Annotated in this window: 24 protein-coding genes; 13 read left to right on the top strand and 11 right to left on the bottom strand. The window is 60.7% G+C overall.

Features of this window, described 5'->3' with window-relative positions; genetic code table 11:
* Positions 1–49: 49 nt before the first annotated feature.
* The 6 genes from JFT85_RS13200 to JFT85_RS13175 all read left to right on the top strand — a co-directional run bounded on the left by JFT85_RS13200 (position 50) and on the right by JFT85_RS13175 (position 6462).
* Positions 50–964: an ABC transporter permease subunit gene (locus JFT85_RS13200; RefSeq protein ID WP_053254074.1), complete on the top strand. Its 915-nt coding sequence runs from the start codon at positions 50–52 to the stop codon at positions 962–964.
* Between the two features lie 2 nt (positions 965–966).
* The gene (gene livM, locus JFT85_RS13195) at positions 967–2244 is read left to right on the top strand and encodes a high-affinity branched-chain amino acid ABC transporter permease LivM (RefSeq protein WP_053254075.1); all 1278 of its coding nucleotides are present in this window, start codon (positions 967–969) and stop codon (positions 2242–2244) included.
* Complete coding sequence (locus tag JFT85_RS13190) at positions 2241–3116, top strand: ABC transporter ATP-binding protein (RefSeq protein ID WP_053254076.1); 876 nt, start codon at positions 2241–2243, stop codon at positions 3114–3116. The genes livM and JFT85_RS13190 overlap by 4 nt, the downstream gene beginning before the upstream one ends.
* Positions 3113–3829 (top strand): ABC transporter ATP-binding protein, encoded by a 717-nt coding sequence (locus tag JFT85_RS13185; protein ID WP_053254077.1) that lies wholly within the window; start codon positions 3113–3115, stop codon positions 3827–3829. Before JFT85_RS13190 ends, JFT85_RS13185 begins: the two co-directional genes overlap by 4 nt.
* Before the next feature lie 778 nt (positions 3830–4607).
* On the top strand, positions 4608–5375 hold the full coding sequence (locus JFT85_RS13180; RefSeq protein WP_053254078.1) for an SDR family oxidoreductase: 768 nt from the start codon (positions 4608–4610) through the stop codon (positions 5373–5375).
* A gap of 181 nt (positions 5376–5556) precedes the next feature.
* On the top strand, positions 5557–6462 hold the full coding sequence (locus JFT85_RS13175) for a cation diffusion facilitator family transporter (RefSeq protein ID WP_053254079.1): 906 nt from the start codon (positions 5557–5559) through the stop codon (positions 6460–6462).
* Between the two features lie 120 nt (positions 6463–6582).
* On the opposite strand, the gene JFT85_RS13170 is transcribed toward JFT85_RS13175, so the two are convergent.
* From JFT85_RS13170 to JFT85_RS13140, 7 genes are all read right to left on the bottom strand, one after another.
* Positions 6583–7704, bottom strand: coding sequence for an AGE family epimerase/isomerase (locus JFT85_RS13170; RefSeq protein ID WP_201229959.1), 1122 nt, complete (start codon positions 7702–7704; stop codon positions 6583–6585).
* Between the two features lie 181 nt (positions 7705–7885).
* Entirely contained in the window at positions 7886–8458 is a 573-nt protein-coding gene (locus tag JFT85_RS13165) for a HupE/UreJ family protein (RefSeq protein ID WP_053254081.1), read from the bottom strand.
* Positions 8459–8484: 26 nt separating this feature from the next.
* The gene (gene ureG, locus JFT85_RS13160) at positions 8485–9099 is read right to left on the bottom strand and encodes an urease accessory protein UreG (protein WP_017849719.1); all 615 of its coding nucleotides are present in this window, start codon (positions 9097–9099) and stop codon (positions 8485–8487) included.
* A 36-nt stretch (positions 9100–9135) separates the two neighbouring features.
* Entirely contained in the window at positions 9136–9810 is a 675-nt protein-coding gene (locus tag JFT85_RS13155) for an urease accessory protein UreF (RefSeq protein WP_053254082.1), read from the bottom strand.
* The gene (gene ureE / locus JFT85_RS13150; protein WP_053254083.1) at positions 9807–10307 is read right to left on the bottom strand and encodes an urease accessory protein UreE; all 501 of its coding nucleotides are present in this window, start codon (positions 10305–10307) and stop codon (positions 9807–9809) included. Before ureE ends, JFT85_RS13155 begins: the two co-directional genes overlap by 4 nt.
* Before the next feature lie 298 nt (positions 10308–10605).
* Positions 10606–11238: a TetR family transcriptional regulator gene (locus JFT85_RS13145; RefSeq protein WP_053254084.1), complete on the bottom strand. Its 633-nt coding sequence runs from the start codon at positions 11236–11238 to the stop codon at positions 10606–10608.
* Positions 11239–11389: 151 nt separating this feature from the next.
* Complete coding sequence (locus tag JFT85_RS13140; RefSeq protein WP_053254085.1) at positions 11390–11761, bottom strand: hypothetical protein; 372 nt, start codon at positions 11759–11761, stop codon at positions 11390–11392.
* A gap of 368 nt (positions 11762–12129) precedes the next feature.
* On the opposite strand from JFT85_RS13140, the gene JFT85_RS13135 reads away from it, so the two are divergent.
* Entirely contained in the window at positions 12130–14199 is a 2070-nt protein-coding gene (locus JFT85_RS13135) for an AsmA family protein (RefSeq protein ID WP_187602124.1), read from the top strand.
* A 133-nt stretch (positions 14200–14332) separates the two neighbouring features.
* On the opposite strand, the gene JFT85_RS13130 is transcribed toward JFT85_RS13135, so the two are convergent.
* The gene (locus JFT85_RS13130) at positions 14333–14863 is read right to left on the bottom strand and encodes a ferritin-like domain-containing protein (protein WP_053254087.1); all 531 of its coding nucleotides are present in this window, start codon (positions 14861–14863) and stop codon (positions 14333–14335) included.
* Positions 14864–14961: 98 nt separating this feature from the next.
* The gene (locus JFT85_RS13125) at positions 14962–15861 is read right to left on the bottom strand and encodes a LysR substrate-binding domain-containing protein (protein WP_073638716.1); all 900 of its coding nucleotides are present in this window, start codon (positions 15859–15861) and stop codon (positions 14962–14964) included.
* A gap of 136 nt (positions 15862–15997) precedes the next feature.
* Here JFT85_RS13125 and JFT85_RS13120 point away from each other — a divergent pair, with 136 nt between their 5' ends.
* On the top strand, positions 15998–16639 hold the full coding sequence (locus tag JFT85_RS13120) for an FMN-dependent NADH-azoreductase (protein ID WP_169875709.1): 642 nt from the start codon (positions 15998–16000) through the stop codon (positions 16637–16639).
* 77 nt (positions 16640–16716) lie between these two features.
* The gene (locus JFT85_RS13115) at positions 16717–17607 is read left to right on the top strand and encodes an esterase/lipase family protein (RefSeq protein ID WP_201229957.1); all 891 of its coding nucleotides are present in this window, start codon (positions 16717–16719) and stop codon (positions 17605–17607) included.
* 110 nt (positions 17608–17717) lie between these two features.
* Here JFT85_RS13115 and JFT85_RS13110 read toward each other — a convergent pair whose 3' ends face one another.
* Positions 17718–18608: a DMT family transporter gene (locus JFT85_RS13110; RefSeq protein ID WP_069550905.1), complete on the bottom strand. Its 891-nt coding sequence runs from the start codon at positions 18606–18608 to the stop codon at positions 17718–17720.
* Between the two features lie 97 nt (positions 18609–18705).
* On the opposite strand from JFT85_RS13110, the gene JFT85_RS13105 reads away from it, so the two are divergent.
* The 3 genes from JFT85_RS13105 to JFT85_RS13095 all read left to right on the top strand — a co-directional run bounded on the left by JFT85_RS13105 (position 18706) and on the right by JFT85_RS13095 (position 21085).
* Entirely contained in the window at positions 18706–19494 is a 789-nt protein-coding gene (locus JFT85_RS13105; protein ID WP_053254092.1) for an AraC family transcriptional regulator, read from the top strand.
* Between the two features lie 71 nt (positions 19495–19565).
* Positions 19566–19865: a PsiF family protein gene (locus JFT85_RS13100; RefSeq protein WP_053254093.1), complete on the top strand. Its 300-nt coding sequence runs from the start codon at positions 19566–19568 to the stop codon at positions 19863–19865.
* A 206-nt stretch (positions 19866–20071) separates the two neighbouring features.
* Positions 20072–21085 carry an AI-2E family transporter gene (locus JFT85_RS13095; protein ID WP_053254094.1) on the top strand — a complete coding sequence of 338 codons (1014 nt, stop codon included), beginning with the start codon at positions 20072–20074 and terminating at the stop codon, positions 21083–21085.
* Between the two features lie 354 nt (positions 21086–21439).
* On the opposite strand, the gene JFT85_RS13090 is transcribed toward JFT85_RS13095, so the two are convergent.
* Positions 21440–22708 (bottom strand): Hsp70 family protein, encoded by a 1269-nt coding sequence (locus tag JFT85_RS13090; RefSeq protein ID WP_069550906.1) that lies wholly within the window; start codon positions 22706–22708, stop codon positions 21440–21442.
* Between the two features lie 238 nt (positions 22709–22946).
* On the opposite strand from JFT85_RS13090, the gene JFT85_RS13085 reads away from it, so the two are divergent.
* Complete coding sequence (locus tag JFT85_RS13085) at positions 22947–23885, top strand: DnaJ C-terminal domain-containing protein (RefSeq protein ID WP_069550907.1); 939 nt, start codon at positions 22947–22949, stop codon at positions 23883–23885.
* The last annotated feature ends 24 nt before the right edge of the window (positions 23886–23909 follow it).

Here is a 23909-nt window from a genome sequence, read left to right as displayed (position 1 = left end):
GGGCCGCACACCCACCGGTGTGCAGGTTCTCACCGCGTGAGATTGCGTTATGGATGGTATCTTCCTGCAGCAACTGGTCAACGGCCTGACCCTCGGGTCGGTCTATGGCCTGATCGCCATCGGCTACACAATGGTCTATGGCATCATTGGCATGATCAACTTCGCCCATGGCGAGGTTTATATGATTTCCGCTTACCTCGCGGCGATCAGTCTGGCACTGCTGGCCTACTTCGGCATCGAATCCTTCCCGTTGCTCATTCTTGGCACTTTGATATTCACCGTAGTCGTCACCGGCGTTTACGGGTGGGTCATCGAGCGTGTCGCCTACAAACCGTTGCGCAACTCCACCCGACTGGCACCGCTGATCAGCGCCATCGGTATCTCCCTGATCCTGCAGAACTACGCCCAGATTGCTCAGGGCGCGAAACAACAAGGTATTCCTACCCTGCTGGCCGGCGCCTGGCGCGTCGATATCGGCAGCGGGTTCGTGCAGTTGACCTACACCAAGGTGTTCATCCTGGTGGCCGCGTTTCTCGGCATGGGGCTGCTGACCTACATCATCAAATACACCAAGCTCGGCCGCATGTGCCGTGCCACCCAGCAAGACCGCAAGATGGCGTCGATCCTCGGTATCAACACCGACCGGGTGATCTCCTACGTATTCGTGATCGGTGCAGCCATGGCGGCCCTGGCCGGCGTGCTGATTACCCTGAATTACGGCACGTTCGACTTCTACGCCGGCTTCATCATCGGCATCAAGGCGTTTACCGCAGCGGTACTCGGCGGCATCGGTTCCCTGCCTGGGGCCATGCTCGGCGGGATCATCCTGGGTATCTCCGAGTCGCTGTTCTCGGGGTTGATCAACTCTGACTACAAAGACGTGTTCAGTTTCTCCCTGCTGGTGGTGATTCTGATTTTCCGTCCTCAGGGCCTGCTTGGTCGTCCGCTCGTGGCGAAGGTGTAAACATGTCTGCTGCCAAATCTATCGATATCAAGAAAAGTGTCGTCGATACGGTCCTTGCCGGGCTGATTTCGTTGATCGTGTTCGGTCCGATCGTCGGCGTGGTCCTCGACGGCTACGGCTTCAACCTGCAACCGGCCCGTGTGGCCGTCCTGGTCGCCATCGTGATGGTCGGCCGCTTTGCCATGAGCCTGTTCCTGCAAACGCCCAAAGGGGCGAAGATTCTGCAGGGTTTCGAGACCAGTGGCTCCGGCGTGCACGTGCTGCCGCCGGACTACAAGTCGCGGCTGCGCTGGATCATCCCGGCGCTGATCGTGATCGCCATCGTGTTCCCGATCTTCGCCAACAAGTACCTGCTGACCGTGGTCATCCTCGGGCTGATCTACGTGCTGCTCGGCCTGGGCCTGAACATCGTGGTGGGCCTGGCCGGTCTGCTGGACCTGGGTTATGTGGCGTTCTACGCCATCGGTGCCTACGGCCTGGCGCTGGGTTATCAGTACCTCGGCCTGGGCTTTTGGACGGTGCTGCCACTGGCGGCCATCTGTGCGGCGCTGGCGGGGTGCATACTCGGGTTCCCGGTGCTGCGAATGCACGGTGACTACCTGGCCATCGTGACCTTGGGCTTCGGTGAAATCATTCGACTGGTGCTCAACAACTGGCTGTCGTTTACCGGTGGGCCGAACGGCATGCCGGTGCCTTCGCCGACCTTCCTTGGCCTGGAGTTCGGGCGTAAAGCAAAGGATGGCGGGATTCCGTTCCATGAGTTCTTCGGCATCGATTACAACCCCAACATCAAGTTCATGTTCATCTATATCGTGCTGTTCCTGGTGGTGCTGGCCGTGCTGTACATCAAGCATCGCCTGACCCGCATGCCGGTCGGCCGCGCCTGGGAAGCCTTGCGCGAAGATGAAATCGCCTGCCGTTCCATGGGCCTGAACCACGTACTGGTCAAACTCTCGGCATTCACCATCGGTGCGTCCACGGCCGGTCTGGCCGGGGTGTTCTTTGCCAGCTACCAGGGCTTCGTCAACCCGTCGTCGTTTACCTTCTTCGAGTCGGCGCTGATCCTGGCCATCGTGGTGTTGGGCGGCATGGGGTCGACCGTCGGCGTGGTGATCGCGGCGTTCGTATTGACGGTGGCGCCGGAACTGTTGCGCAGCTTCTCCGAGTACCGCGTGCTGTTGTTTGGCGTGTTGATGGTGGTGATGATGATCTGGCGACCGCGCGGCCTGATTCGGATCAGCCGAACCGGTGTGACCCCACGTAAAGGAGTGGCGCCATGAGCAAGGAAGTCGTGCTGTCCGTGGAACATCTGATGATGCACTTCGGTGGCATCAAGGCCTTGAGCGATGTGAGCCTCAAGGTCGAACGCAACTCGATCTTCGCCCTGATCGGCCCCAACGGCGCCGGCAAGACCACCGTGTTCAACTGCCTCACCGGCTTCTACAAAGCCAGTGGCGGCAAAATCGAACTCAACGTGCGGGGTAAACAGACCAACGTGATCCAACTGCTCGGTGAGCGCTTTAAAGCGGTGGACTTCGTGTCGCCGAAAAGCTTCCTCAGCCGTGTCTACTACAAGATGTTCGGTGGCACCCACCTGGTGAACCGCGCAGGCTTGGCGCGGACCTTCCAGAACATTCGCCTGTTCAAGGAAATGTCGGTGTTGGAAAACCTGCTGGTGGCCCAGCACATGTGGGTCAACCGCAGCATGCTTGCGGGCATCCTCAACACCAAAGGCTATCGCAAGGCCGAGAGCGACGCCCTCGACCACGCGTTCTACTGGCTGGAAGTGGTCGACCTGGTGGACTGCGCCAACCGCCTGGCCGGTGAGCTTTCCTACGGCCAGCAGCGCCGCCTGGAAATCGCCCGGGCCATGTGCACCCGGCCGCAGATCATTTGCCTGGACGAACCGGCAGCGGGTCTCAACCCCCAGGAAACCGAAGCGCTCAGCGCGATGATTCGCCTGCTGCGCGACGAACACGACCTCACGGTGGTGCTGATCGAACACGACATGGGCATGGTAATGAGTATTTCCGACCACATCGTGGTGCTTGACCACGGCAACGTCATCGCCGAAGGCGGCCCGGAAGCGATCCGCAATGATCCAAAAGTGATTGCCGCCTACCTGGGCGCAGACGAAGAGGAGTTGGTATGAGTGCACCTATCCTCGAAATGAAAGACCTGGACGTGTTTTACGGCCCGATCCAGGCCCTGAAAAAAGTCTCGCTGCACATCAACGAAGGCGAAACCGTCAGCCTGATCGGCTCCAACGGCGCGGGTAAATCCACGCTGCTGATGTCGATCTTCGGCCAGCCACGGGCCGAGTCGGGGCAAATCATCTACAACGGCGTCGACATTACCCACAAGTCGTCCCACTACATCGCGTCCAACGGCATTGCGCAGTCGCCGGAAGGGCGGCGGGTGTTCCCCGACATGACCGTCGAGGAAAACCTGCTGATGGGCACCATCCCGATTGGCGATAAATTCGCCCAGGAAGACATGCAGCGCATGTTCGAGCTGTTCCCCCGCCTCAAGGAGCGGCGTACCCAGCGGGCGATGACCATGTCCGGTGGGGAGCAGCAAATGCTCGCCATTGCCCGTGCACTGATGAGCCGGCCCAAGTTGTTGCTGCTGGATGAGCCAAGCCTGGGCCTGGCGCCGATTGTGGTGAAGCAGATCTTCGCCACCCTGCGCGAGCTGGCGGCCACTGGGATGACCATCTTCCTGGTGGAACAGAACGCCAACCACGCACTGCGCCTGTCGGACCGAGCGTATGTGATGGTCAACGGTGAGATTCGCCTCACAGGCACCGGCAAGGAGCTGCTGGTGAATGAAGAGGTGCGTAACGCCTATCTGGGCGGTCACTGATCGCAAATTTTGACGCATGACCCCTGTGGGAGGGGGCTTGCTCCCGATAGTGGAGTGTCAGTTTGCGAAGTGCGGGCTGACACATTGCTATCGGGAGCAAGCCCCCTCCCACATTTGTTTTTGGGTCGCTTTCGAAATTGTGGAAAACAAATCCAGCCGCCCTCTAAAGCGCGACATATAGCCGCCGCAAATCCCTGTTTTGTCACAGTTTTGACTTGTCCCCATTCACTGTGGAACCGGCTGTGGGTAACGTGGGAGTAGCTGGCTGAAAGCCTTTAACGGCGCGGGCTGTAGCGCGGTGGTTGTTTTATGATCAGTGGGTTTTTCGTGACCACGCAAGGGATTTGTCAACCTGTTTAAAGACACAGGTATATGACCGATTTATGTCCCTTGAGCCTGTGGATAAGTCTGTGACTAAACTCTGGAAAGACGGCCGCAGAGGCCGGAATGACTGGCCTGGAGCCATCGTTCGGATTTCGCCTGTGTGCATGGGCCTACATACGCCCCGTCCAAGGTCAAGCAAAAAACTTTCTAAAACTGCCTGCAAGCCTTGTACATAGCGGCTTGAGCCGTTTTGCACTTGCCCCCAAAGACTGTGGGCGCAGTTGTGGATAACCTGCGCGCATATGGCTGCAAGGCCCGGTTTACATGGGTTAGATGTGAATGGTTAAAAATTGATCAGTCGTAGATGAAGGTGTGTGCTTAGCGGTTGCCGCAACGACGGCGTAAGGGCATTCTGCTGGCTGTTTTTTTTCCCGATGCCCGCAAGGAGAACACCATGTCCGACACGCTGTTTATTACTGGCGCAACCTCAGGCTTCGGCGAAGCCTGCGCCCGTCGTTTTGCCGAAGCCGGCTGGAAACTGGTGCTCACCGGTCGGCGTGCCGACCGATTGAATGCCTTGGTTGAAGAGCTTTCCAAGCAGACTGAAGTGCACGGCCTGGTCGTGGACGTGCGTGACCGCAAGGGCATGGAAGACGCGATTGCCAATCTGCCGCCATCGTTCGCCAAGCTGCGCGGGCTGATCAACAACGCCGGCCTGGCCGTGGGCACCGACCCTGCGCCCAAGTGCAGCCTCGACGATTGGGAAACCATGGTCGACACCAACATCAAAGGCCTGCTGACCACCACCAGCCTGCTGTTGCCGCGCCTGATCGCTCACGGCCGTGGCGCCGGGATCATCAACCTGGGTTCGATCGCCGGTAGCTATCCGTATCCGGGCAGCCACGTGTATGGCGGCTCCAAGGCGTTCGTGAAGCAATTCTCGCTGAACCTGCGCTGCGACCTGCAAGGCACCGGCGTGCGTGTGACCAACATCGAGCCCGGCTTGTGCGAGAGCGAGTTCTCGCTGGTGCGCTTCGGCGGTGACCAGGCGCGCTACGACGCCACCTACGCCGGCGCCGAGCCGATCCAGCCGCAGGATATCGCCGACACCATCTTCTGGGTGCTCAACACCCCGGCGCACGTCAACATCAATCGTCTTGAGTTGATGCCGGTGAGCCAGACCTGGGCTGGGTTTGCGATTGAGCGCGGGGCTAAAGGCTAAGACCGAGTTGCGGCCATCGCAGGCAAGCCAGCTCCCACATGTTGATCGTGTGAACCCGATCAAATGTGGGCGCTGGCTTGCCAGCGATGGCGTCAAATCGGCCAAAACACGACATAAGGTACACTCCACCCCGTAAAACCCCTCCGCACTGTGCGGTTTAAAGGTTTTGACGGGAGGAAATGTGAGTAACCGAGGTGAGCAGGCACTGCTCAAACAATCGACCATCCTGATGTTCGCCGTCGCGATCGCCGGGATTGTCACGGGTGTTATTTCTGGCGCCCAATCCATTCTATTCGACGGCTTTTTCTCGCTGATCGCCACCGCCATCAAGGTGTTGATGCTGATCACGGCCAAGCTGATCGCCAAGAAAAGCAACGAGCGTTTCCAGTTCGGCTATTGGCACCTGGAACCCATGGTGTTGCTGATCGAAGGTAGTTTCCTGTTGTTGATCGCGATCTACGCGTTTCTCAACGGTGTGTTCGGCATTATCAACGGCGGGCGCGAAATCGAGTTGGGGCTGGTGATTATTTATGCGGCGGTGTTCACCGTCGTTGAATTTGCCTACTTCTTCTACGTGCGCTATCGCAATCGCACACTGAAATCCTCACTGATCCAGTTCGACAACATCAGTTGGATGGTGGACGCGATGCTCTCGGTGGGTTTGCTGATCAGCTTTCTCGCCGCGCTGTTGCTCAAGTCTCAGGGGTATGGCGAGTGGGCGGTGTATGTCGACCCGCTGATCCTGATCCTGCTGGCCCTGAGCATGCTGGCGCCGGCGTTCAAGATCCTGCGCCCGGCATTGCGCGAAGTGCTGGGGATTGCCCCGGACCACTTGGACGACAAGGTGCGCGAGGTCATGGACGCGGCCCAGGCCAGGCATGGTTTCGACGACTACGTGTCGTACGTGCAAAAACACGGGCGGGCGCGGTTTATCGAGATTCATGTGGTATTGCCGGCGAACTACCCGGTGGATAACGTCGCGACCCTGGATGGGCTGCGTGAAGAGATATCCACAGGGCTCGGCACGCCGGATGCGGCGCGCTGGCTGACGATCAGTTTTACCGGGGATCGCAAGTGGATTGCGTGACAGTCATTTAGACCGAGGGGAGGCTTTCGCGAGCAAGCCCGCTCCCACATTTAACCGCGTTCTACCGTTGGAATGCGGTCCAATGTGGGAGCTGGCTTGCCTGCGATGAGGCCCTGAAAATCAGCCGAGATGCTGGATCAGGCCTTGATAGCAGGTCGCCAAATGATACGGCGTGGTCGACGGCATATCCCGTCGGCTCACGGCGCCCTCGGCGTCCAGGCATTCGTGCCAGCCTTTGTCATGCAGGAATCGTTGTTGCAGCGCCAGCAATTGGCGTTGCAGCACCGCCTCACTGCCGGGGCGCAAGGTCAGTGCGCGCAGGTATTCGGCCTGGGCCCAGATTCGCTGAGTACCGTCGCGCACGCTGCCATCCAGGGCGAGCATGCCGCTGACCGCACCGCTGAGTTTATCCACACCCTTGCGCTCGGCGTAGGCAAACGCCCGCGTCAGCGACGCATGCAACGGTGTGCTGCGCAGTACGTCTGACGATTCCAGCAAAAAGAACCATTCGAACTGGTGGCCTGGCTCAAACCAGTTATCCACAGCGCCCAGCGGTTTCTCCATCATCACGCCGTGCTGGCGGTCGATGAAGCGCTTCTGCATCGCGCTAGCGAGGTCCAGCAGCGCATCTTGCGTAATGGCGTCCTCACGCACGGCCAGCGTGGCGAGGAAGCCTTCGGCGAGGTGCATCAGCGGGTTTTGCAGGGGGCCGGACTTGAGGGACGACCAGTTGCGTTCCAATACCGCTTCGTACAGGCCGTCGCCGGTGGCGAAGCGTTCGGCGACCACTTCCAGGGCCGCATCGAGCACCGACTCCACCAGCGGCTCACGCACTTTGGCCCAGTAGTGGGCGCAGGCGAAGATGATGAAGGCGTGGGTGTAGAGGTCTTTGCGCTTGTCCAGCGGCTTGCCGTGGGCGTCGATGCTGTAGAACCAGCCACCGTGCTCGGCGTCATGGAAGTGCCGTTGCAGTGAACGAAACAGCGCCGCCGCACGCTCTTCGGCGAAGGCCGAGCCGGGTTCACCGATCAGGCTGGCAAACAGGTACAGCTGCCGGGCACACGCCATGGCGCGGTAGCGTTGCGGCGGCAATGGCGTGTGATTGGCGTCCAGCGCCTCGTACGGCAACGCCAACTCGGCATTCCAGCCCGGGCCCTGCCACAGCGGCACGATCAGGTCATGGAAGTGCGTGAGCACGGCATTCAACGAAGGCTTGGGGGCGGAGCTTGGAGCGATGGGCATCGGCTGGCGTCGTCACGGCAGGGGTGTAGGCGCGCATGGTAGCAGGCTTGGGATAGATGGTGGTTTTGAGACCGCTTTCGCGAGCAAGCCCGCTCCCACATTTAACCGCGTCCTCCGATTGGAATGCGGTCAAATGTGGGAGCGGGCTTGCTCGCGAAGAGGCCCTCAGCAGCGCTGAAAATCAGCCCGCCAGCAACCAGACCCCAGTCGCCGCCGAAGCCGCACCCGCGACCCGCACCAACGGTGCAGCCGCCGCCGGCAGGAAACGCACCACCGCATACCCGGCCGCATGCAACACCGCCGTTGCGCCGACAAACCCTACGGCATACGCCCACGGGCTGGACATCTCCGGCAGCTCCAAGCCATGCGCCACGCCGTGAAACAGCGCGAACAACCCCGTCGCACCCACCGCCACAAACAACGGCGGCCGCACCGCCAGCGCTACTGCCAGGCCCAGCGCCAGCACTGACGCGGCAATCCCGCTCTCAAGTGCCGGCAATTGCAGGCCTTCAAAGCCCAAAAGGCCGCCAATCAACATGACGCCGACAAAGGTGCAAGGCAGTGCCCAGCGCGCGTTGCCTTTTTGCTGCGCCGCCCAGAGGCCGACTGCGACCATGGCCAGCAAGTGATCGATGCCGCCCAACGGGTGGCTGATGCCTGCCACCAGCCCATTGTCCCCATGCCCGGGGTGAGCGAAGGCGAGGGCCGGAGCGAGCAGCAGAGCGGCGGTTGCGAGAAGTTTGTTGAGGCCCATGGACAGGCTCCTTTTTTAGGGTGAGATCAGGCGGCGGTCAGCAAGCCCTGACGTTCAATAAAGGCGACGATTTCATCCAGGCCGACGCCGGTTTTCTGATTACTGAACACAAAGGGTTTACCGTTGCGCATGCGTTGGGTGTCGCTGTTCATTAATTCCAGGGAGGCGCCCACCAGCGGCGCCAGGTCGATTTTGTTGATGACCAGCAGGTCGGATTTGCAAATACCGGGCCCGCCTTTGCGTGGCAGCTTGTCGCCGGCAGACACATCGATCACATAGATCGTCAGGTCCGACAGCTCCGGGCTGAACGTTGCCGACAGGTTGTCACCGCCGGACTCCACCAGAATCAGGTCAAGGCCCGGAAACCGGCGGTTGAGCTGATCCACCGCCTCCAGGTTGATCGAGGCGTCTTCACGAATCGCGGTGTGCGGGCAGCCGCCGGTTTCCACGCCAATGATGCGTTCCGGCGCCAGGGCCTGGTTGCGCACCAGGAAGTCGGCGTCTTCACGGGTGTAGATGTCGTTGGTCACCACCGCCAGGTTGTAGCGGTCGCGCAAGGCCAGGCACAGCGCCAGCGTCAGGGCGGTCTTGCCGGAGCCCACCGGGCCGCCGATGCCGACACGCAGGGGTTGTGTGTTCATGTGCTTCTCCAAGTAAAAGGCGACAACGTTAAAGGGCTAGGAACGGAACAGTCGGCTGTACTGGCGCTCGTGGGCCATGCACGCCAGGGACAGGCCGAACGCGGCGCTGCCGAAATGGTTGGGGTCGATTCGCCCGGCGTCCTGCTGGGCTTGTTGCAGCAGCGGCAGCAGTTCGCTGGTCAGGCGCTGGGCGGCTTGCTGGCCCAGGGGCAGCGTCTTCATCAATACCGCGAGTTGGTTTTCCAGCCAGCTCCATAACCAGGCGGCGAGGGCGTCGTCGGGGCTGATGTGCCAGGCGCGCGCGGCCAGGGCCCAGCCCAGAGCCAGGTGCGGTTCGGCGCATGGCTCCAGAAATGCACGCGCGGCGGCGTCCAGTTCCGGCAAGCCATTGAGCAGTTGTTGCAGGGAGTAGCCCATCTGGCGACTCTCCTGATACAGCTCGCGGGTCTCGCGGCTGGCGCGATGCTCTTCGCACAATTGCGCCAGGCGCGGCCAATCCTGTGCGGCGGCGGCGCGGCAGTGGGCGAGCAACAGCGGTGCTTCGAAACGCGCGAGGTTGAGCAGCAGTTGGTCGCTGATCCAGCGACGCGCACTCGCGGCGTCATTTACGCGCCCATTGTCCACGGCCATTTCCAGGCCCTGTGAATAGCTGTAGCCGCCAATCGGCAACTGCGGACTGGCCAGACGCAGCAGCGCCCAGGCTGGGTTCATAGGCGTACGCCGAACTGGTGCAGCTTGGGCGGGTAATTGAAGTCTTCATCACCGTGGCGTGAATGATGATGGCCACCGCCGTAGGCGCCGTGTTCCGGTTGGAACGGCGCTTCAATGGTGTCGGTATGGGCGCCTAACTGTTCGAGCATGGCCTTGAGCACGTAGTCATCGAGCAGGCGCAGCCAGCCGTCGCCCACTTGCAGGGCGACATGGCGGTTACCGAGGTGATAAGCCGCGCGGGTCAGTTCAAACGCGTTGCTGCAGGTGACGTGCAGCAGTTGTTCAGGGCGAGCACAGACGCGTACGACGCGTCCGTCTTCAGCTTGTAGGAATTCCCCATCGTGCAGCGGCGGCTGGCCGCGCTCCAAAAACAGGCCGACGTCTTCGCCATCGGCACTGAAACAGCGCAGCCGGCTTTTACTGCGCGCTTCGAAATTCAGCAGCAGTTCGGCAGCCCAGAGGGCTTGGGGGGCGATTCGGCGGTGGATCACCAGCATCAGAAGGCTTCCAGCTATGAGCGATGAGAGAGCTAGAGCAAGGGGCTTGCCAACCACACCCGTGAGTAGGAAATCCCTGTAAGCAGGCATCGTCGTGCCACCGAATAGGGCATGCGTTGATTGCGGGAGTGGTTCAATTTGGTGCGTGATGGGGTTTATAGCACTGGATGTGGGCGTTTTGCGTTGAGGTTCGCCCTGTTCTGTATGAAGTTTCTTTCATCTGTTTCTTGCTGGCGTTTTTAGAAACCTGGCCTACGCGGGGTCAGGAACTGGGCTTCCACATGCCAGGCTGACGGGCTTACTCGGTACTGCCCAGCCCTTGCCAATGCTTGAGGCCGATAAAGATAAAGCGCAGTTGCTGGGTGATTTTCGCCTGAGGCGTAAGGTGGGCAGGCAGCGCCTGGGCGGGAGGGTCGATGATATCGGGCAGGGTGGCGAATACGCTCTTGACGATCAGGTCGGCCATCACGTGCAGACCTTCGGCATCCAGGTGCTGGAGCTTGGGCATCAGTGTGAGGTCCGCCGCCAAGTCGCTGGTGATGTCTTCGCGCAGCGCACCGATGGCTTGCCGCACGGCCAGGCAACCGCCGTATTGCTCGCGCGCCAGGAACAGGAATTGCGAGCGATTGGCCGAGACCACATCCAGGAAGATCCGCACGGACGCATCGATGATGCCGCCCATGACGAACTCGTTGTGACGCACCAGGCGGATAGTGGCGCGGAAGGTCTGGCCGACCTCGCTCACCAAGACGAGCCCAAGCTGGTCCATGTCGTCAAAGTGACGATAGAACCCGGTCGGCACGATCCCGGCGGTCTTGGCCACTTCGCGCAGGCTCAGGCTGCCAAACCCACGGCCACACTCCATCAGATGGCGGGCTGCGTCCATCAAGGCGAGGCGGGTTTGTTGCTTCTGTTCGGCGCGGGGCAGCATCGGCGGGCGGGCTTTGTCGGCAAGTACAGCGACGCACTCTAGCAAAACAGCTTCATCGGCGTCGAACTTGGCGGGGGCTGAGCGTGACGTGGTCTATATAAAAGCAAAAGCCCGATCGGCCGATCGGGCTTTTTTCTGGGCCGGCACAGGCTTAGCTCTGTGCTTGATGCAGTTCTTGCAGACGGTCAGCACCGCCTTCGGCAACACCTTGGGTGTAAGCGCGGTCGTTGGCTTGTTCAGCACCGCCTTCTACCAGACCTTTCTGTTCCAGGCGATCACGGCCACCTTCGGCAACGCCTTCGGTGTAAGCGCGTTTGTTGGCGTGTTCCGAGCCATTTTCTGCAACAGCGCCTTTGGCGTAATCACGGTTTTCATCTTCTTGCGAACCGCTGCGCGCCAGGGTTTGGCTGGACTGCACGGCTTGGGCTTTGTTCTGTGGGGTGGCTTGTTCAGCGGCTGGCAGGGCAAAAGCGCTGGAAGCCAGGACAGACAGCAGAACGGTAGCGAGTAATTGGCGTTTCATGATGGTTGCTCCTTGGGAGGGCGATAAAGTGGGTACAGGGCTAATGCTACTCTCGATAAGTCGATATAAAAGTTCATAAACACAATGGTAATAATCAACAGAATTGATTGTTCTCGGCAGAGGCTCTAGAACGGACCTCTCAAGCCCGCGGTTTTGCACCATGGTGGGTATTTTCGACCCGTTTACGGGTAACACTGGTGCATTGTTGATGGTCTGGTCGATACAAGCCGTAGGAGGAATCGCTTTTTTTGCGATGAATTCGAACTCAGGCTAAACCCACAGACCATTTGTCAGTCGTAGCCTTATAAGCTGCAGTCAAAAGGTGCGCGGCAGTGCGCACCCTCAGTCGTAACCAGGAGTCCTGTGCAATGACGCGCACTCGTAAAATTGTTGTTTGGAGCTGCGCCAGCTTCGTTCTGTTAATCGCCGTGGTGGTGTTGGTGCTGGTATTTTTCGACTGGAACCGCATCAAGCCGCCGCTCAATGCCAAGGTCTCCGAAGAGCTGCATCGCCCCTTCGCCATCAATGGCAACCTGGCGGTGGTGTGGGCCCGTGAACCGGATGTAGGGGGCTGGCGGGCCTGGGTGCCCTGGCCGCACGTGATTGCCGAGGACCTCACCCTGGGTAACCCCGACTGGTCGAAAAAACCCCAGATGGTCACGCTCAAACGCGTAGAGCTGCGCATTTCGCCGTTGGCGCTGCTGGCGCAGCGTGTGGTCATCCCGCGTATTGACCTTACCGAGCCGAGCGCCGACTTGCAGCGCCTGGCCGATGGTCGCGCCAACTGGACCTTCAAGTTTGACCCCAAAGACCCCAACGCCGAACCTTCCAGTTGGGTGGTGGACATCGGCGCTATCGGTTTCGACAAAGGCCACGTAACGCTTGACGACCAGACGCTCAAAACCCAGCTGGATGTGATCATCGACCTGCTGGGCAAGCCCATTCCGTTCAGCGCGATCGTCGGCGACGCCGATGCTAAAAAGGCCCTGGAAAAAGGCTCGGCGCCTCAGGACTATGCGTTTGCCCTCAAGGTCAAAGGCCAATATCACGGTCAGAAGCTCGACGGCACCGGCAAAATCGGTGGCCTGCTCGCCTTGCAGGACGCGGCCAAGCCGTTCCCGCTGCAAGCCCAGGTGAAAATCGCCGACACCAGCATCGCCCTGGCCGGCACCCTGACCGACCCACTTAACCTCGGTGCCCTGGACCTGCGCCTGAAGCTCGCTGGCAGCAGCCTGGGTAACCTCTACCCGCTGACCGGTGTGACGCTGCCCGACTCGCCGGCCTATTCCACCGACGGTCACCTGATCGCCAAGCTGCACGAAGCCAGTGGCGCGTCATTCACCTATGAAAACTTCAACGGCAAGATCGGCAACAGTGATATCCACGGCGACCTCAGCTATGTGGCCAGTCAGCCTCGGCCCAAGCTCAGTGGCAAACTGGTCTCCAACCAATTGCTGATGACCGACCTTGCCCCATTGATCGGTGCCGACTCCAATGCCAAGCAAAAAGCCCGTGGCGGCGAGAGCAAGCAACCGGCGACCAAGGTGTTGCCGGTGGAAGAGTTCCGCACCGAGCGCTGGCGCGACATGGACGCCGATGTGGAGTTCACCGGCAAGCGCATCGTGCACAGCGCCGAGTTGCCGTTCACAGACCTCTATACCCACCTGATCCTCAACGACGGCGAACTGAGCCTGGAACCCCTGCGCTTTGGGGTGGCCGGCGGCAAACTGGACGCACAGATTCGTCTCAACGGGCGCATCACGCCGATGGAAGGCCGCGCGAAACTGACTGCGCGCAACTTCAAACTCAAGCAGTTGTTCCCGACCTTTGAACCGATGAAAACCAGCTTTGGTGAGCTCAACGGTGATGCCGATGTGTCCGGGCGCGGCAACTCCGTGGCGGCGTTGTTGGGCTCCTCCAACGGTGACCTGAAAATGCTCATCAACGACGGTGCAATCAGCCGTGGCCTGATGGAAATCGCCGGGCTCAACGTGGGCAACTACGTGGTGGGCCGCCTGTTCGGCGACAAAGAAGTGAAGATCAACTGCGCGGCTGCGGATTTCGGCATCAAGACCGGCCTGGCGACCACTCGCCTGTTTGTATTCGATACCGAGAACGCGATCATCTACATCGATGGCACCGCGAACATGGCGACCGAACAGCTCGACCTGACCATCACGCCGGAGTCCAAGGGCTTTCGCCTGTTTTCCCTGCGTTCGCCGCTGTACGTCAACGGCCCGTTTATCAAGCCCAATGCGGGTGTGAAAGCGGTACCGCTGATGCTGCGCGGGGCAGGCATGGTCGCGCTGGGTGTGATCGCCGGCCCGGCTGCCGGGTTGCTGGCGTTGGTGGCACCGAGTAGCGATGCGCCGAACCAGTGTGCACCGCTGTTGCAGCAGATGAAGGAAGGCAAGGCGCCGAAGACGGTGAAAGGCTGATTGACGCAACAGTCAGCAAAAAAATGGGAGCGGGCTTGCTCGCGAAGGGGAGGCATCAGTCGATATCTTCGTTGACTGATACTCCGCTATCGCGGGCAAGCCCGCTCCCACATGGGGCTTGCGGTGTGACGACCTACAGGTCCTGCAGAATGTCCGCCATGTCGTCGGCGTGTTCTTCTTCCTGGGCCAGGATGTCTTCGAAGATGCGACGCGTGGTCGGGTCTTTGTCGCCGATGTACTGGATGATTTCACGGTAGCTGTCCACCGCAATCCGCTCGGCAACCAAGTCTTCGTAGACCATTTCCTTCAAGCTGTTGCCGGCCACGTATTGTGCGTGGGAGTTCTTCGACAGCAGGTCCGGGTTGAACTCCGGCTCGCCGCCCAGCTGCACGATGCGCTCGGCCAGTTTGTCGGCATGCTCGGCTTCCTGGGTCGCGTGTTCGAGGAATTCATCGGCGGCGACGCTGGCTTTCAGGCCGTTGGCCATGAAGTAGTGACGCTTATAACGCAGCACGCAGACCAGTTCGGTGGCCAGCGACGCGTTGAGCAGGCGGATAATTTCCTCGCGATCAGCGTCGTAGCCTTCGGTCACGGCGCCGTTTTCGACGTTTTGACGGGCGCGTGAGCGCAGGGTCGCAACGTCAGTCAAATGTGCTTCAGTCATCTCAATCTCCTGGTGCTAATCCGGTTTTGCGCCACGCTCTGCCGGCGTGATCGCTCCAAGTTGTGAGTGTTCGACGACGCAAAAAGTTTTATCGGATTTCACAACGTGTGGCCGGACCGCTTCGCCTCCTCCTGTACCCACTGGAAAAACGCTCGCACCGGGGGATGCCGTTCCCGCCCCGGCACACACAGCGCGCTGTAGCCGGCGCCGCCGACGCTGATCTGCGGCCGATAGGGCACCAGCAAACCGCTGGCAACGCTTTGCGACACCAGAATGTTGCTCGCCAGCACCAGCCCCTGGCCGGCAATCGCCGCCTGCAGTGCGTAGTGTTCCTCATCGTATTCACGCACAGGCAGCGTGTGGTCCAGCCACGTCTCCTCGGCTTTGTCGCACCAGGCCTGCCAGCCCAGGGCGTAAAGCTGCGCGTTGTGCCAGCGCACGCTGATGAGCGTCGGCACCTGAGTGCTGGCGCGCGCGACCTGCTCGGGCGAGCCATACACCGCAAAACACTCGTCGAACAGGCATTGCCCATACAGGTTGGGGTAGTCGCCAATGCTGTAGCGAATCACCAGATCGACGCTGGCATCCTGCTGGAGGTCGACGACCTCGCACTGGGTGTCCAGGCGCAGGTTGATGTCCGGGTGGGCCGCGTAGAAGCGACCCAGCCGTGGCACCAGCCATAGCGCCGCAAACGCCGGTGTGGTGGAGACCGTCAGGTGCCCGGCGCTGCGTTGCGGGCGCAGGGTGTCGAGGCTTTGCGCCACGTCCAGCAAGGCACCATGCACACTGTGAAACAGCCGTTCGCCGCCTTCGGTCAGGCGCACCTGGCGTGGCAGGCGTTCGAAGAGCGGCACGCCCAGCCAGGTTTCCAGGGCGCGAATCTGATGCGATACCGCCGTGGGCGTCACCGACAGTTCCTGGGCCGCAGCCTTGAAGCTCAACAGGCGTGAGGCTGACTCAAAGGTGCGCAGGGCGGTTAGGGGCAGCGAGGCAAACATGTTGTCTCCACGGATGAAATAGATTCATCCAAGTTAACTATTGCTCATTTGTCGGTCAGGGCGAGCAACTCTAGATTCATAAGCAAGAGCGGCGGCCATCCAGGCTGCCTGAGTGTATCCCCTGAAGGTTGAACAGATGAAAAAAATGCTAGTGGTTCATGCCAGCCCACGCGGCGAGCGCTCCCACTCTCGGCGCCTGGCCGAATCGTTTCTCGAGGCCTGGCAGGCGGCTAATCCCGATGCACAGATCACCCGGCGCGAAGTCGGCCGCGCCTTCATCCCGCATGTGACCGAGGCGTTTGTCGCAGCGAATTTCTACCCCGAACCGCAATCCCTGCCCAAGGTCATGAAGGCCGACCTGCAATTGAGCGATGAGCTGGTCGGCGAGCTGATCGAACATGAGCTGCTGGTGATCTCCATGCCGCTGTACAACTTTGGCGTGCCCAGCGGCCTCAAGGCCTGGATCGACCAGATCGTACGCCTGGGCCTGACCTTCGACATCCGCCAAGACAGCCAGGGCATCGCGCAATACCAGGCGTTGCTCAACGGCAAGCGCGCACTGATCATCACCAGCCGTGGTGGTAACGGGTTCGGCCCCGGCGGCGAAAACGAAGGGATGAACCATGCCGACCGGCACCTGCGTACGGTGCTGGGTTACATCGGCATCGATGACGTTCGGGTGATTGCCGCCGAGGGTGAGGAGTCGGACAAAAGCGTGTTCCTGCGCGCCTGTGACGAGGCCGAGCGTCAGTTACGTGACTTGGCAGGGCATTTTTAACCGGCCTCGGTCATGGGGCGGTCACGTCCAGTGGGCTAGGATGGCGGTATCGCTTGCCTGATCAGGATGCCTGCCGCATGCCCGAGTCTCTCGCCACGCGTTATCCCCTGGTGCTGGTGCCCGGTATGCTCGGCTTCGTGCGCCTGGGGTTGTTTCCTTACTGGTACGGCATCGTCCCGGCGCTGCAAGCGGGTGGCGCGCAGGTGTTTCCCGTGCAGGTGGCACCGCTGGATTCCAGCGAAGTGCGCGGTGAACAATTGTTGCTGCAGATCGAGCGGATTCGTCGGGACACCGGTGCTGAGAAGGTCAACCTGATCGGCCATAGCCAGGGCTCGCTGACGGCGCGGTATGCCGCGGCCAAGCGCCCGGAATGGGTAGCGTCGGTGACGTCGGTGGCCGGGCCTAACCAGGGTTCGGAATTGGCGGACTATTTCCATAGCCACTACCCGCCGGCCAGTTGGAAAGGCCGGCTTGTGAGCGCGCTGTTTCATCTGGCTGCCTGGGTGATGGGGGTGCTGGAAACCGGCTATCGCGGGCCGCGCTTCAAGGCCGACTTGCAGGCCTCGCACCAGTCCCTGACCTGCGAAGGTGTGGCGCTGTTCAATCGCCAGTTTCCTCAAGGGTTGCCGCAGACGTGGGGCGGGCAGGGCGCCGAAGTGGTCAGCGGTGTGCGTTATTACTCGTGGTCCGGCACCTTGCAGCCGGGCAAGACCGATCGCGGGCGTAACCTGCTGGACGGCACGAACCGCAGTTGCCGGTTGTTCGCCCGCAGCTTTGTGCGCGAAAAGGGCCAGTGCGACGGTATGGTCGGGCGCTACAGCTCACACCTGGGGGTAGTGATTGGTGATGACTACGCCTTGGACCACTTCGATATCGTCAACCAGTCGCTGGGGCTGGTGGGCAAGGGCGCCGAGCCGATTCGGTTGTTTGTCGAGCATGCGCAGCGGTTGAAGGCTGCCGGGGTTTAGCCGGTGGACCGCGTTATCGTTCTTCGCGAGCAAGCCCGCTCCCACATTCGACCGAGTGTCACAGTTGGAATGTGATCGACTGTGGGAGCGAGCTTGCTCGCGAAGGCGGCCTATCCGGCAACACGGACCTGGCGGCGAACCGGCGTGGTCCAGCGCTCCGACAAAATCACCCCGCCCAGCGTCAGCAAGCCGCCGACCAGGTGGTACATGGCCAATTCTTCCTTCAACACCACCGCAGCAATCAACGCGGTAATCAACGGCAGCAGGTTGAAAAACAACGTGGTGCGGCTTGGCCCCAGGGTCTTCACCGAGTGCATCCACGCCAGCGGCGCGAGCATCGACGCCAGCAAGCAGGCGTACAGCACCAGCGGAATATTCGCCCAGCCCAGGCCCGCTTTGGTCGAGAACAGGAACAGCGGAAACAGCACCACCACGGCCACCAGCACCTGCAGATACAGCAACACCAGCGGCGGCAGGCGCAGCTGCCATTTTTTCAGCAGCGTGCTGTAGACCGCGTAGGCCAGGGTGGCGATCAGCATCATGCCGTCGCCCAGGTTGACCCCGTGTTGCAGCAGCGCGCCCAGGCTGCCGGCCGACACCACCACCACCACGCCGGCGAACGACAGCACCGCGCCGGTCAGTGCGCCAAAGGTCAGGCGCTGGCCGAGGCTGATAATCGCAGCGGTCAGCGCCATCAACGGCATCAGCGAAAGGATGATGCCCATGTTGGTGGCGCTGGTCAGGGTCGCGGCGTAGTAGGCCAGGCTTTGATACACGGCCATGCCGAGCACGCCGAGGATGAAGATCTTGCCCAGGTTAGGGCGAATCAGCGGCCAATTGGCAATTACCGGCTTGAGCATGAACGGGGTAAACAGCAGCGCAGCCAGCAACCAGCGGTAAAAGCCGATTTCAGCGGGGAAGATCGTGCCCACGGCCAATTTGTTGACCACGGTATTGCCGGCCCAGATAAAGATGGCCAGCAGGGGATACGCAAATTGCATCGAAAGAAACCAAGTGTGTTGATGAGGCAGGATTATCCCCTGTCTGGATCGAAGCCTATACTGCGATCCAGACAACCGACCTTTATATCCAGACAATATGCCCAGACACACCGTACGCCTCGCGGATTTCCCGCGCCTGCCAAGCCCGGTCTACTTCCGTTACTCCGATTTCGCGCCTGATACCGAGTGCACGCCGCACCGGCATTTCTGGGGCTCGCTGGACTATTCGGCCAACGGCGTGATGCGCATGGAGGTGGCCGGCAGCCGCTTTATGTCGCCGCCGCAGTACGCAGTGTGGATCCCGCCGAACACTGAGCACAGCTCCTACAACGCCCAAGCGATTGTGTATCGCTCGGTGGGCCTCGCCCCGAATCTCTGCGAGCAGTTACCACAGGCGCCGTGCACCTTGGCAATCAGCGAGATTCTCAAGGCGATCCTCGGCGACTTTGCGCTGCGCGATGTCAACATCCCGCAAACCGAGGCGGATATCCGCCTGGCCCAAGTGCTGGTGGACCAACTCAAGCAAGCGCCGATTCACGATTGCTTTCTGCCTTATGCACGCCACCCCGGGCTGCTCAGTGTGCTCGAAGGCATGCAGGCCGAGCCCGGCGACAACCGCCCGCTGGCGCAATGGGCGGAGCACGTGCACGTGAGCGAACGCACCCTGGCCCGGCAATTTGTGCGGGAGCTGGGCATGAGCTTTGGCGAATGGCGCCAACGCCTGCGTTACCTCGCCGCCATTGAGGCCCTCGACAGCGAGCGCAGCGTGCAACATGTGGCATTCGACTTGGGTTACAGCACCGCCTCGGCCTTCATCGCCATGTTCCAACGCCACGCGGGCTGCACCCCGGAGCAGTATCGCCGGTCGAATATTCGCGGCCGCTGACATGTAACAGGTTTTGACTACACTGCTGCGTAGGCCGTGCCCTTTTGGCACGGTAACAGGGAGAAAACTCCATGAAGATGCTGCGTATTCCGTTGTTGATGATGGGCCTGCTGCTGTGTTCCCAAGGCTTCGCCGCTACCGCCCAGCAAAATAAAATGACCACCTGCAATGCTGAAGCCACCACCAAGACGCTTAAAGGCGATGACCGCAAGGCTTTCATGAAGACCTGCCTGTCGGCGCCCGCCGCCAACGACGCCAAGACCTTGACCCCACAGCAGCAGAAGATGAAGGACTGCAATGCCACGGCGAAAACCAAGGCGTTGACCGGCGATGCGCGTAAGACCTTTATGAGCACTTGCCTCAAAGGCTGACCACGATTTCGCCAACGCTGGAGCTCAAATGTGGGAGCTGGCTTGCCTGCGATAGCATCACCTCGGTAGGCCAGGTAAACCCAGGCGCCTGCATCGCGGGCAAGCCCGGCTCCCACACTTGATCGCATTCACAACCTGGCCTCTCGCTTGATTCCCTCAAGGCTGGCAGACTGCCCATCCTTTAACGCCGTTCGTTTTGAGGCTGTATGCCAACGTTTTCTCAGCGTCACGTGTTATTGCTGGTCAGTTGCGTCATCATCTTCGGTGGGTTGTTGCTGGTCTTGCCGCTCAAGCTGCTGCCCAGCCTGCTGGCCGGCTTGCTGGTCTATGAGCTGGTCAATATGCTCACCCCGCAGTTGCAACGGCTGATCGAAGGCCGGCGCGCGCGTTGGCTGGCGGTGGCATTGCTCGGCACCTTGATCGTCAGTGTGCTGACCCTGATCTTTGCCGGCGCCATCAGCTTCCTGCTCCACGAAGCTGAAAACCCTGGGGCCTCCCTCGACAAATTCATGGGCGTGGTCGACCGCGCGCGCGGCCAGTTGCCGCCGTTCCTCGACGCCTACCTGCCCGCCAGCGCCGCCGAGTTTCGCGTGGCCATCGGCGACTGGCTGAGCAAGCACTTGAGCGAGTTGCAACTGGTCGGCAAAGACGCCGCCCACATGTTCGTCACCCTGCTGATCGGCATGGTGCTCGGCGCCATCATCGCCCTGCAGCGCGTGCCCGACCTGACCAAGCGCAAACCCCTGGCCGCCGCACTGTTCGACCGCCTGCACCTGCTGGTCCAGGCGTTTCGCAACATCGTCTTCGCCCAGATCAAGATTGCCGCGCTTAACACCCTGTTCACGGCGATCTTCCTCGCGGTGGTGCTGCCGTTGTGCGGGATTCACCTGCCGTTGACCAAAACCCTGATTGTGCTGACCTTCCTGCTCGGCCTGCTGCCGGTGATCGGCAACTTGATGTCGAACACGCTGATCACCATCGTCGCACTGTCGATTTCGATCTGGGTGGCAGTGGCGGCGCTGGGGTATTTGATCGTGATCCACAAGGTCGAGTACTTCCTCAACGCGCGCATCGTGGGCGGGCAGATCAGTGCCAAGTCGTGGGAGTTGTTGCTGGCGATGCTGGTGTTTGAAGCCGCATTCGGTCTGCCAGGCGTGGTGGCGGGGCCGATTTATTATGCGTATTTGAAGAGTGAGCTGAAGCTCGGCGGGATGGTTTGACGCAATCGCATCGTCAGGCAGGCTGCTGAATGTGCAGAGGCCTTCTGAACCGTGATTTGGCAGGTCGCCAAACCGGGTCGCTTTTTGGGCGACGGGCGGACTGTTGGCGTTATTGATCAAATGGTGCAAGGCCTCGGATGGGCTCGTTACAACATTCAGGGTAAGGCGAAGTCAGTGTGTGGAAGACGGCCTTTGTGGCGACCGGGATTTCGCGTGTAAGCAGGTCTAAATGTGGGAGCGGGCTTGCTCGCGATAGCGGAGTGTCAGTCGAAGTAAGTATCGACTGAACCACCGCCTTCGCGAGCAAGCCCGCTCCCACATTTGGTTTTTCAGCGTTGGTGAGAGTGGGGCACGTCAGGAGCCGTAGCGCTTGCTCGCTTCAATCGCCAAACCGCTGCCAATGCTGCCGAAGATGTTCCCTTCCACATGCCGGGCATTCGGCAACATCGCCGAGATGCTGTGGCGCAGTGCCGGAATGCCGCTGGAACCGCCGGTGAAGAACACCGTGTCCACTTGGGCAACGTCCACCGAGGCGTCGGTCAGCAATTGCGTGACGCTGTTGCGCACGCGCTCGAGCAAGCCATCAATCGCGGACTCGAACAGTGTGCGGCTCAGGTCCACGCTCAACCCGGGTTCAACCCGGTCCAGCAGCACGTGGCGGCTGTCTTCGTGGGTCAGCTGGATCTTGGTTTCTTCCACTTCCATCGCCAGCCAGTGCCCGGCGCGCTGTTCGATCAGCTTGAACAGGCGGTCGATGCCGCCGGTGTCTTCGATGTCGTAGCGCATGCTGCCCAGGGCCAGCTGGGATTTTTGCGAGTACACCGAGTTGATGGTGTGCCAGGTGGCCAGGTTCATGTGGTGGCTGGTCGGCATGTAGGCACCGCTTTTCATGCGGCTGCCGTAGCCGAACAGCGGCATCATGCCGGCCAGCGAGAGTTGTTTGTCGAAGTCGGTACCACCGATGTGCACGCCGCCGGTGGCGAGGATGTCGCTTTGGCGGTTGTCGTTGTGACGGCGGTCCGGGGACAGGCGCACCAGCGAGAAGTCGGACGTACCACCGCCAATGTCGACAATGAGCACAAGCTCTTCTTTCTCGATGGTGGACTCGTAGTCGAAGGCCGCTGCAATCGGTTCGTACTGGAACGAGATGTCCTTGAAGCCGATCTTGCGCGCCACGTCGACCAGGGTATTTTCCGCTTCCTGGTCGGCCATCGGGTCGTCATCGACAAAGAACACCGGGCGGCCCAGGACCACTTCTTCGAACTCGCGGCCGGCGGTGGTTTCAGCGCGGCTTTTGAGTTGGCCGATAAACAGCGCCAGCAGGTCGGTGAAGGGCATGGCCGTGCCGAGCACGCTGGTGTCGTGCTTGATCAGCTTGGAACCCAGCAGGCTCTTGAGCGAGCGCATCAGCCGGCCTTCGTAGTTTTCCAGGTATTCGTGCAGCGCCAGTCGACCGTACACCGGGCGACGCTCCTCGAAGTTGAAGAACACCACCGACGGCAATGTGATCTTGTCGTCCTCCAGCGCAATAAGCGTCTCCTCGCCGGGGCGGATCCAGCCGACGGTGGAGTTGGACGTGCCAAAGTCGATGCCGCAGGCACGGGCTGGGGATGGGTTTTTCATGTCTATCGGGTTCCGGTTGCAAAACGGCCGCGCAGTGTATGCCAGTCGAAGGCGGATGCGTAGGCCAACCATCCGTTAAATCGTGCTTGAAAGTGAGGGATTCGCCCCCACATCTGATGCATACGGCTAGCGCCGATAACACTTTGACGCACCCCCAGGCCACAAGACTCAACAAGTGCAAAGCAGCGCACGTTGTGCCTCAGGTTGTGCGATCTCGATTAAGGATGGTGAACCGCCGATGGATTTCAAAGACTACTACAAGATACTGGGTGTCGAGCCGACGGCTGATGACAAGGAAATCAAGGCCGCCTATCGCAAGCTCGCACGCAAATATCACCCGGATGTGAGCAAGGAAAAAGACGCCGAAGAAAAATTCAAGGACGCGTCCGAAGCCTATGAAGCGCTTAAAAGCGCCGATAAGCGCGCGGAATACGACGAACTGCGCAAATACGGCCAGCATGGCCAGCCGTTCCAGGGCCCACCGGGCTGGCAGAGCCGTGGCGGCTTTGGCGGTGGTGCGGGTACTGAAGACTTTTCTGACTTCTTCAGTTCGATCTTCGGCGGCCGTGGCGATGCCTTCGGTGGCGGCCAGCGCCGTCCGACCGGGCGCAAGGGCCAGGACGTGGAGATGCAACTGACGGTGCTCCTCGAAGAGACGCTGTCCACCGAGTCCAAGCAGATCAGCTTCCAGGTGCCGCAATATGACGCTTCGGGTCGTCATGTCAGCAACACCACCAAGAGCCTGAACGTGAAGATCCCCGCCGGCGTGGCCGACGGCGAGCGCATCCGCCTCAAAGGTCAGGGGGCGCCGGGTATTGGCGGTGGCGCCAACGGCGATCTGTACCTGATCATCAAGTTTGCGTCGCACCCCAAGTTCGAGGTGGATGGCGAAAACCTGATCATCAACCTGCCTCTGGCGCCGTGGGAATTGGCGCTGGGCGCGGAAGTGGCGGTGCCAACCCTCACCGGCAAGATCAACCTCAAGGTGCCGGCGGGCAGCCAGAACGGCCAGCGCATGCGCGCCAAGGGCCATGGCTTGCTGAACAAGGCCGGGCAGCGCGGCTATTTGTTCGTGCAGCTCAAGGCCGTGATGCCCAAAAGCAGCGACGAGGAGGTCAAGGCGTTGTGGCAGGAACTGGCGCAGAAAGCGGCGTTCAACCCGCGTGAACATTTCTGAGCCGCATAACTATCTAGGGCTTTT

It is taken from the genome of Pseudomonas sp. TH04 (genome assembly GCF_016651355.1).
Classification (GTDB): Bacteria; Pseudomonadota; Gammaproteobacteria; order Pseudomonadales; family Pseudomonadaceae; genus Aquipseudomonas; species Aquipseudomonas fluorescens.
The sequence above is the reverse complement of the archived record's forward strand: the minus strand, read 5'-3'. Positions and strand labels throughout refer to the sequence as shown.

Bases quoted from the DNA above. Each gene is read 5' to 3' on its own strand.
- JFT85_RS13115 (WP_201229957.1), top strand. From the start codon at position 16,717: ATGCCCGAGTCTCTCGCCACGCGTTATCCCCTGGTGCTGGTGCCCGGT.
- JFT85_RS13105 (WP_053254092.1), top strand. From the start codon at position 18,706: ATGCCCAGACACACCGTACGCCTCGCGGATTTCCCGCGCCTGCCAAGC.
- JFT85_RS13125 (WP_073638716.1), bottom strand. From the start codon at position 15,861: ATGTTTGCCTCGCTGCCCCTAACCGCCCTGCGCACCTTTGAGTCAGCC.
- ureE (WP_053254083.1), bottom strand. From the start codon at position 10,307: ATGCTGGTGATCCACCGCCGAATCGCCCCCCAAGCCCTCTGGGCTGCC.
- JFT85_RS13170 (WP_201229959.1), bottom strand. From the start codon at position 7,704: ATGCCCATCGCTCCAAGCTCCGCCCCCAAGCCTTCGTTGAATGCCGTG.
- JFT85_RS13140 (WP_053254085.1), bottom strand. From the start codon at position 11,761: ATGAAACGCCAATTACTCGCTACCGTTCTGCTGTCTGTCCTGGCTTCC.
- JFT85_RS13095 (WP_053254094.1), top strand. From the start codon at position 20,072: ATGCCAACGTTTTCTCAGCGTCACGTGTTATTGCTGGTCAGTTGCGTC.
- JFT85_RS13130 (WP_053254087.1), bottom strand. From the start codon at position 14,863: ATGACTGAAGCACATTTGACTGACGTTGCGACCCTGCGCTCACGCGCC.
- JFT85_RS13180 (WP_053254078.1), top strand. From the start codon at position 4,608: ATGTCCGACACGCTGTTTATTACTGGCGCAACCTCAGGCTTCGGCGAA.
- JFT85_RS13185 (WP_053254077.1), top strand. From the start codon at position 3,113: ATGAGTGCACCTATCCTCGAAATGAAAGACCTGGACGTGTTTTACGGC.
- livM (WP_053254075.1), top strand. From the start codon at position 967: ATGTCTGCTGCCAAATCTATCGATATCAAGAAAAGTGTCGTCGATACG.
- JFT85_RS13135 (WP_187602124.1), top strand. From the start codon at position 12,130: ATGACGCGCACTCGTAAAATTGTTGTTTGGAGCTGCGCCAGCTTCGTT.
- JFT85_RS13120 (WP_169875709.1), top strand. From the start codon at position 15,998: ATGAAAAAAATGCTAGTGGTTCATGCCAGCCCACGCGGCGAGCGCTCC.
- ureG (WP_017849719.1), bottom strand. From the start codon at position 9,099: ATGAACACACAACCCCTGCGTGTCGGCATCGGCGGCCCGGTGGGCTCC.
- JFT85_RS13090 (WP_069550906.1), bottom strand. From the start codon at position 22,708: ATGAAAAACCCATCCCCAGCCCGTGCCTGCGGCATCGACTTTGGCACG.
- JFT85_RS13085 (WP_069550907.1), top strand. From the start codon at position 22,947: ATGGATTTCAAAGACTACTACAAGATACTGGGTGTCGAGCCGACGGCT.
- JFT85_RS13145 (WP_053254084.1), bottom strand. From the start codon at position 11,238: ATGCTGCCCCGCGCCGAACAGAAGCAACAAACCCGCCTCGCCTTGATG.
- JFT85_RS13110 (WP_069550905.1), bottom strand. From the start codon at position 18,608: ATGCAATTTGCGTATCCCCTGCTGGCCATCTTTATCTGGGCCGGCAAT.
- JFT85_RS13200 (WP_053254074.1), top strand. From the start codon at position 50: ATGGATGGTATCTTCCTGCAGCAACTGGTCAACGGCCTGACCCTCGGG.
- JFT85_RS13190 (WP_053254076.1), top strand. From the start codon at position 2,241: ATGAGCAAGGAAGTCGTGCTGTCCGTGGAACATCTGATGATGCACTTC.
- JFT85_RS13165 (WP_053254081.1), bottom strand. From the start codon at position 8,458: ATGGGCCTCAACAAACTTCTCGCAACCGCCGCTCTGCTGCTCGCTCCG.
- JFT85_RS13100 (WP_053254093.1), top strand. From the start codon at position 19,566: ATGAAGATGCTGCGTATTCCGTTGTTGATGATGGGCCTGCTGCTGTGT.
- JFT85_RS13155 (WP_053254082.1), bottom strand. From the start codon at position 9,810: ATGAACCCAGCCTGGGCGCTGCTGCGTCTGGCCAGTCCGCAGTTGCCG.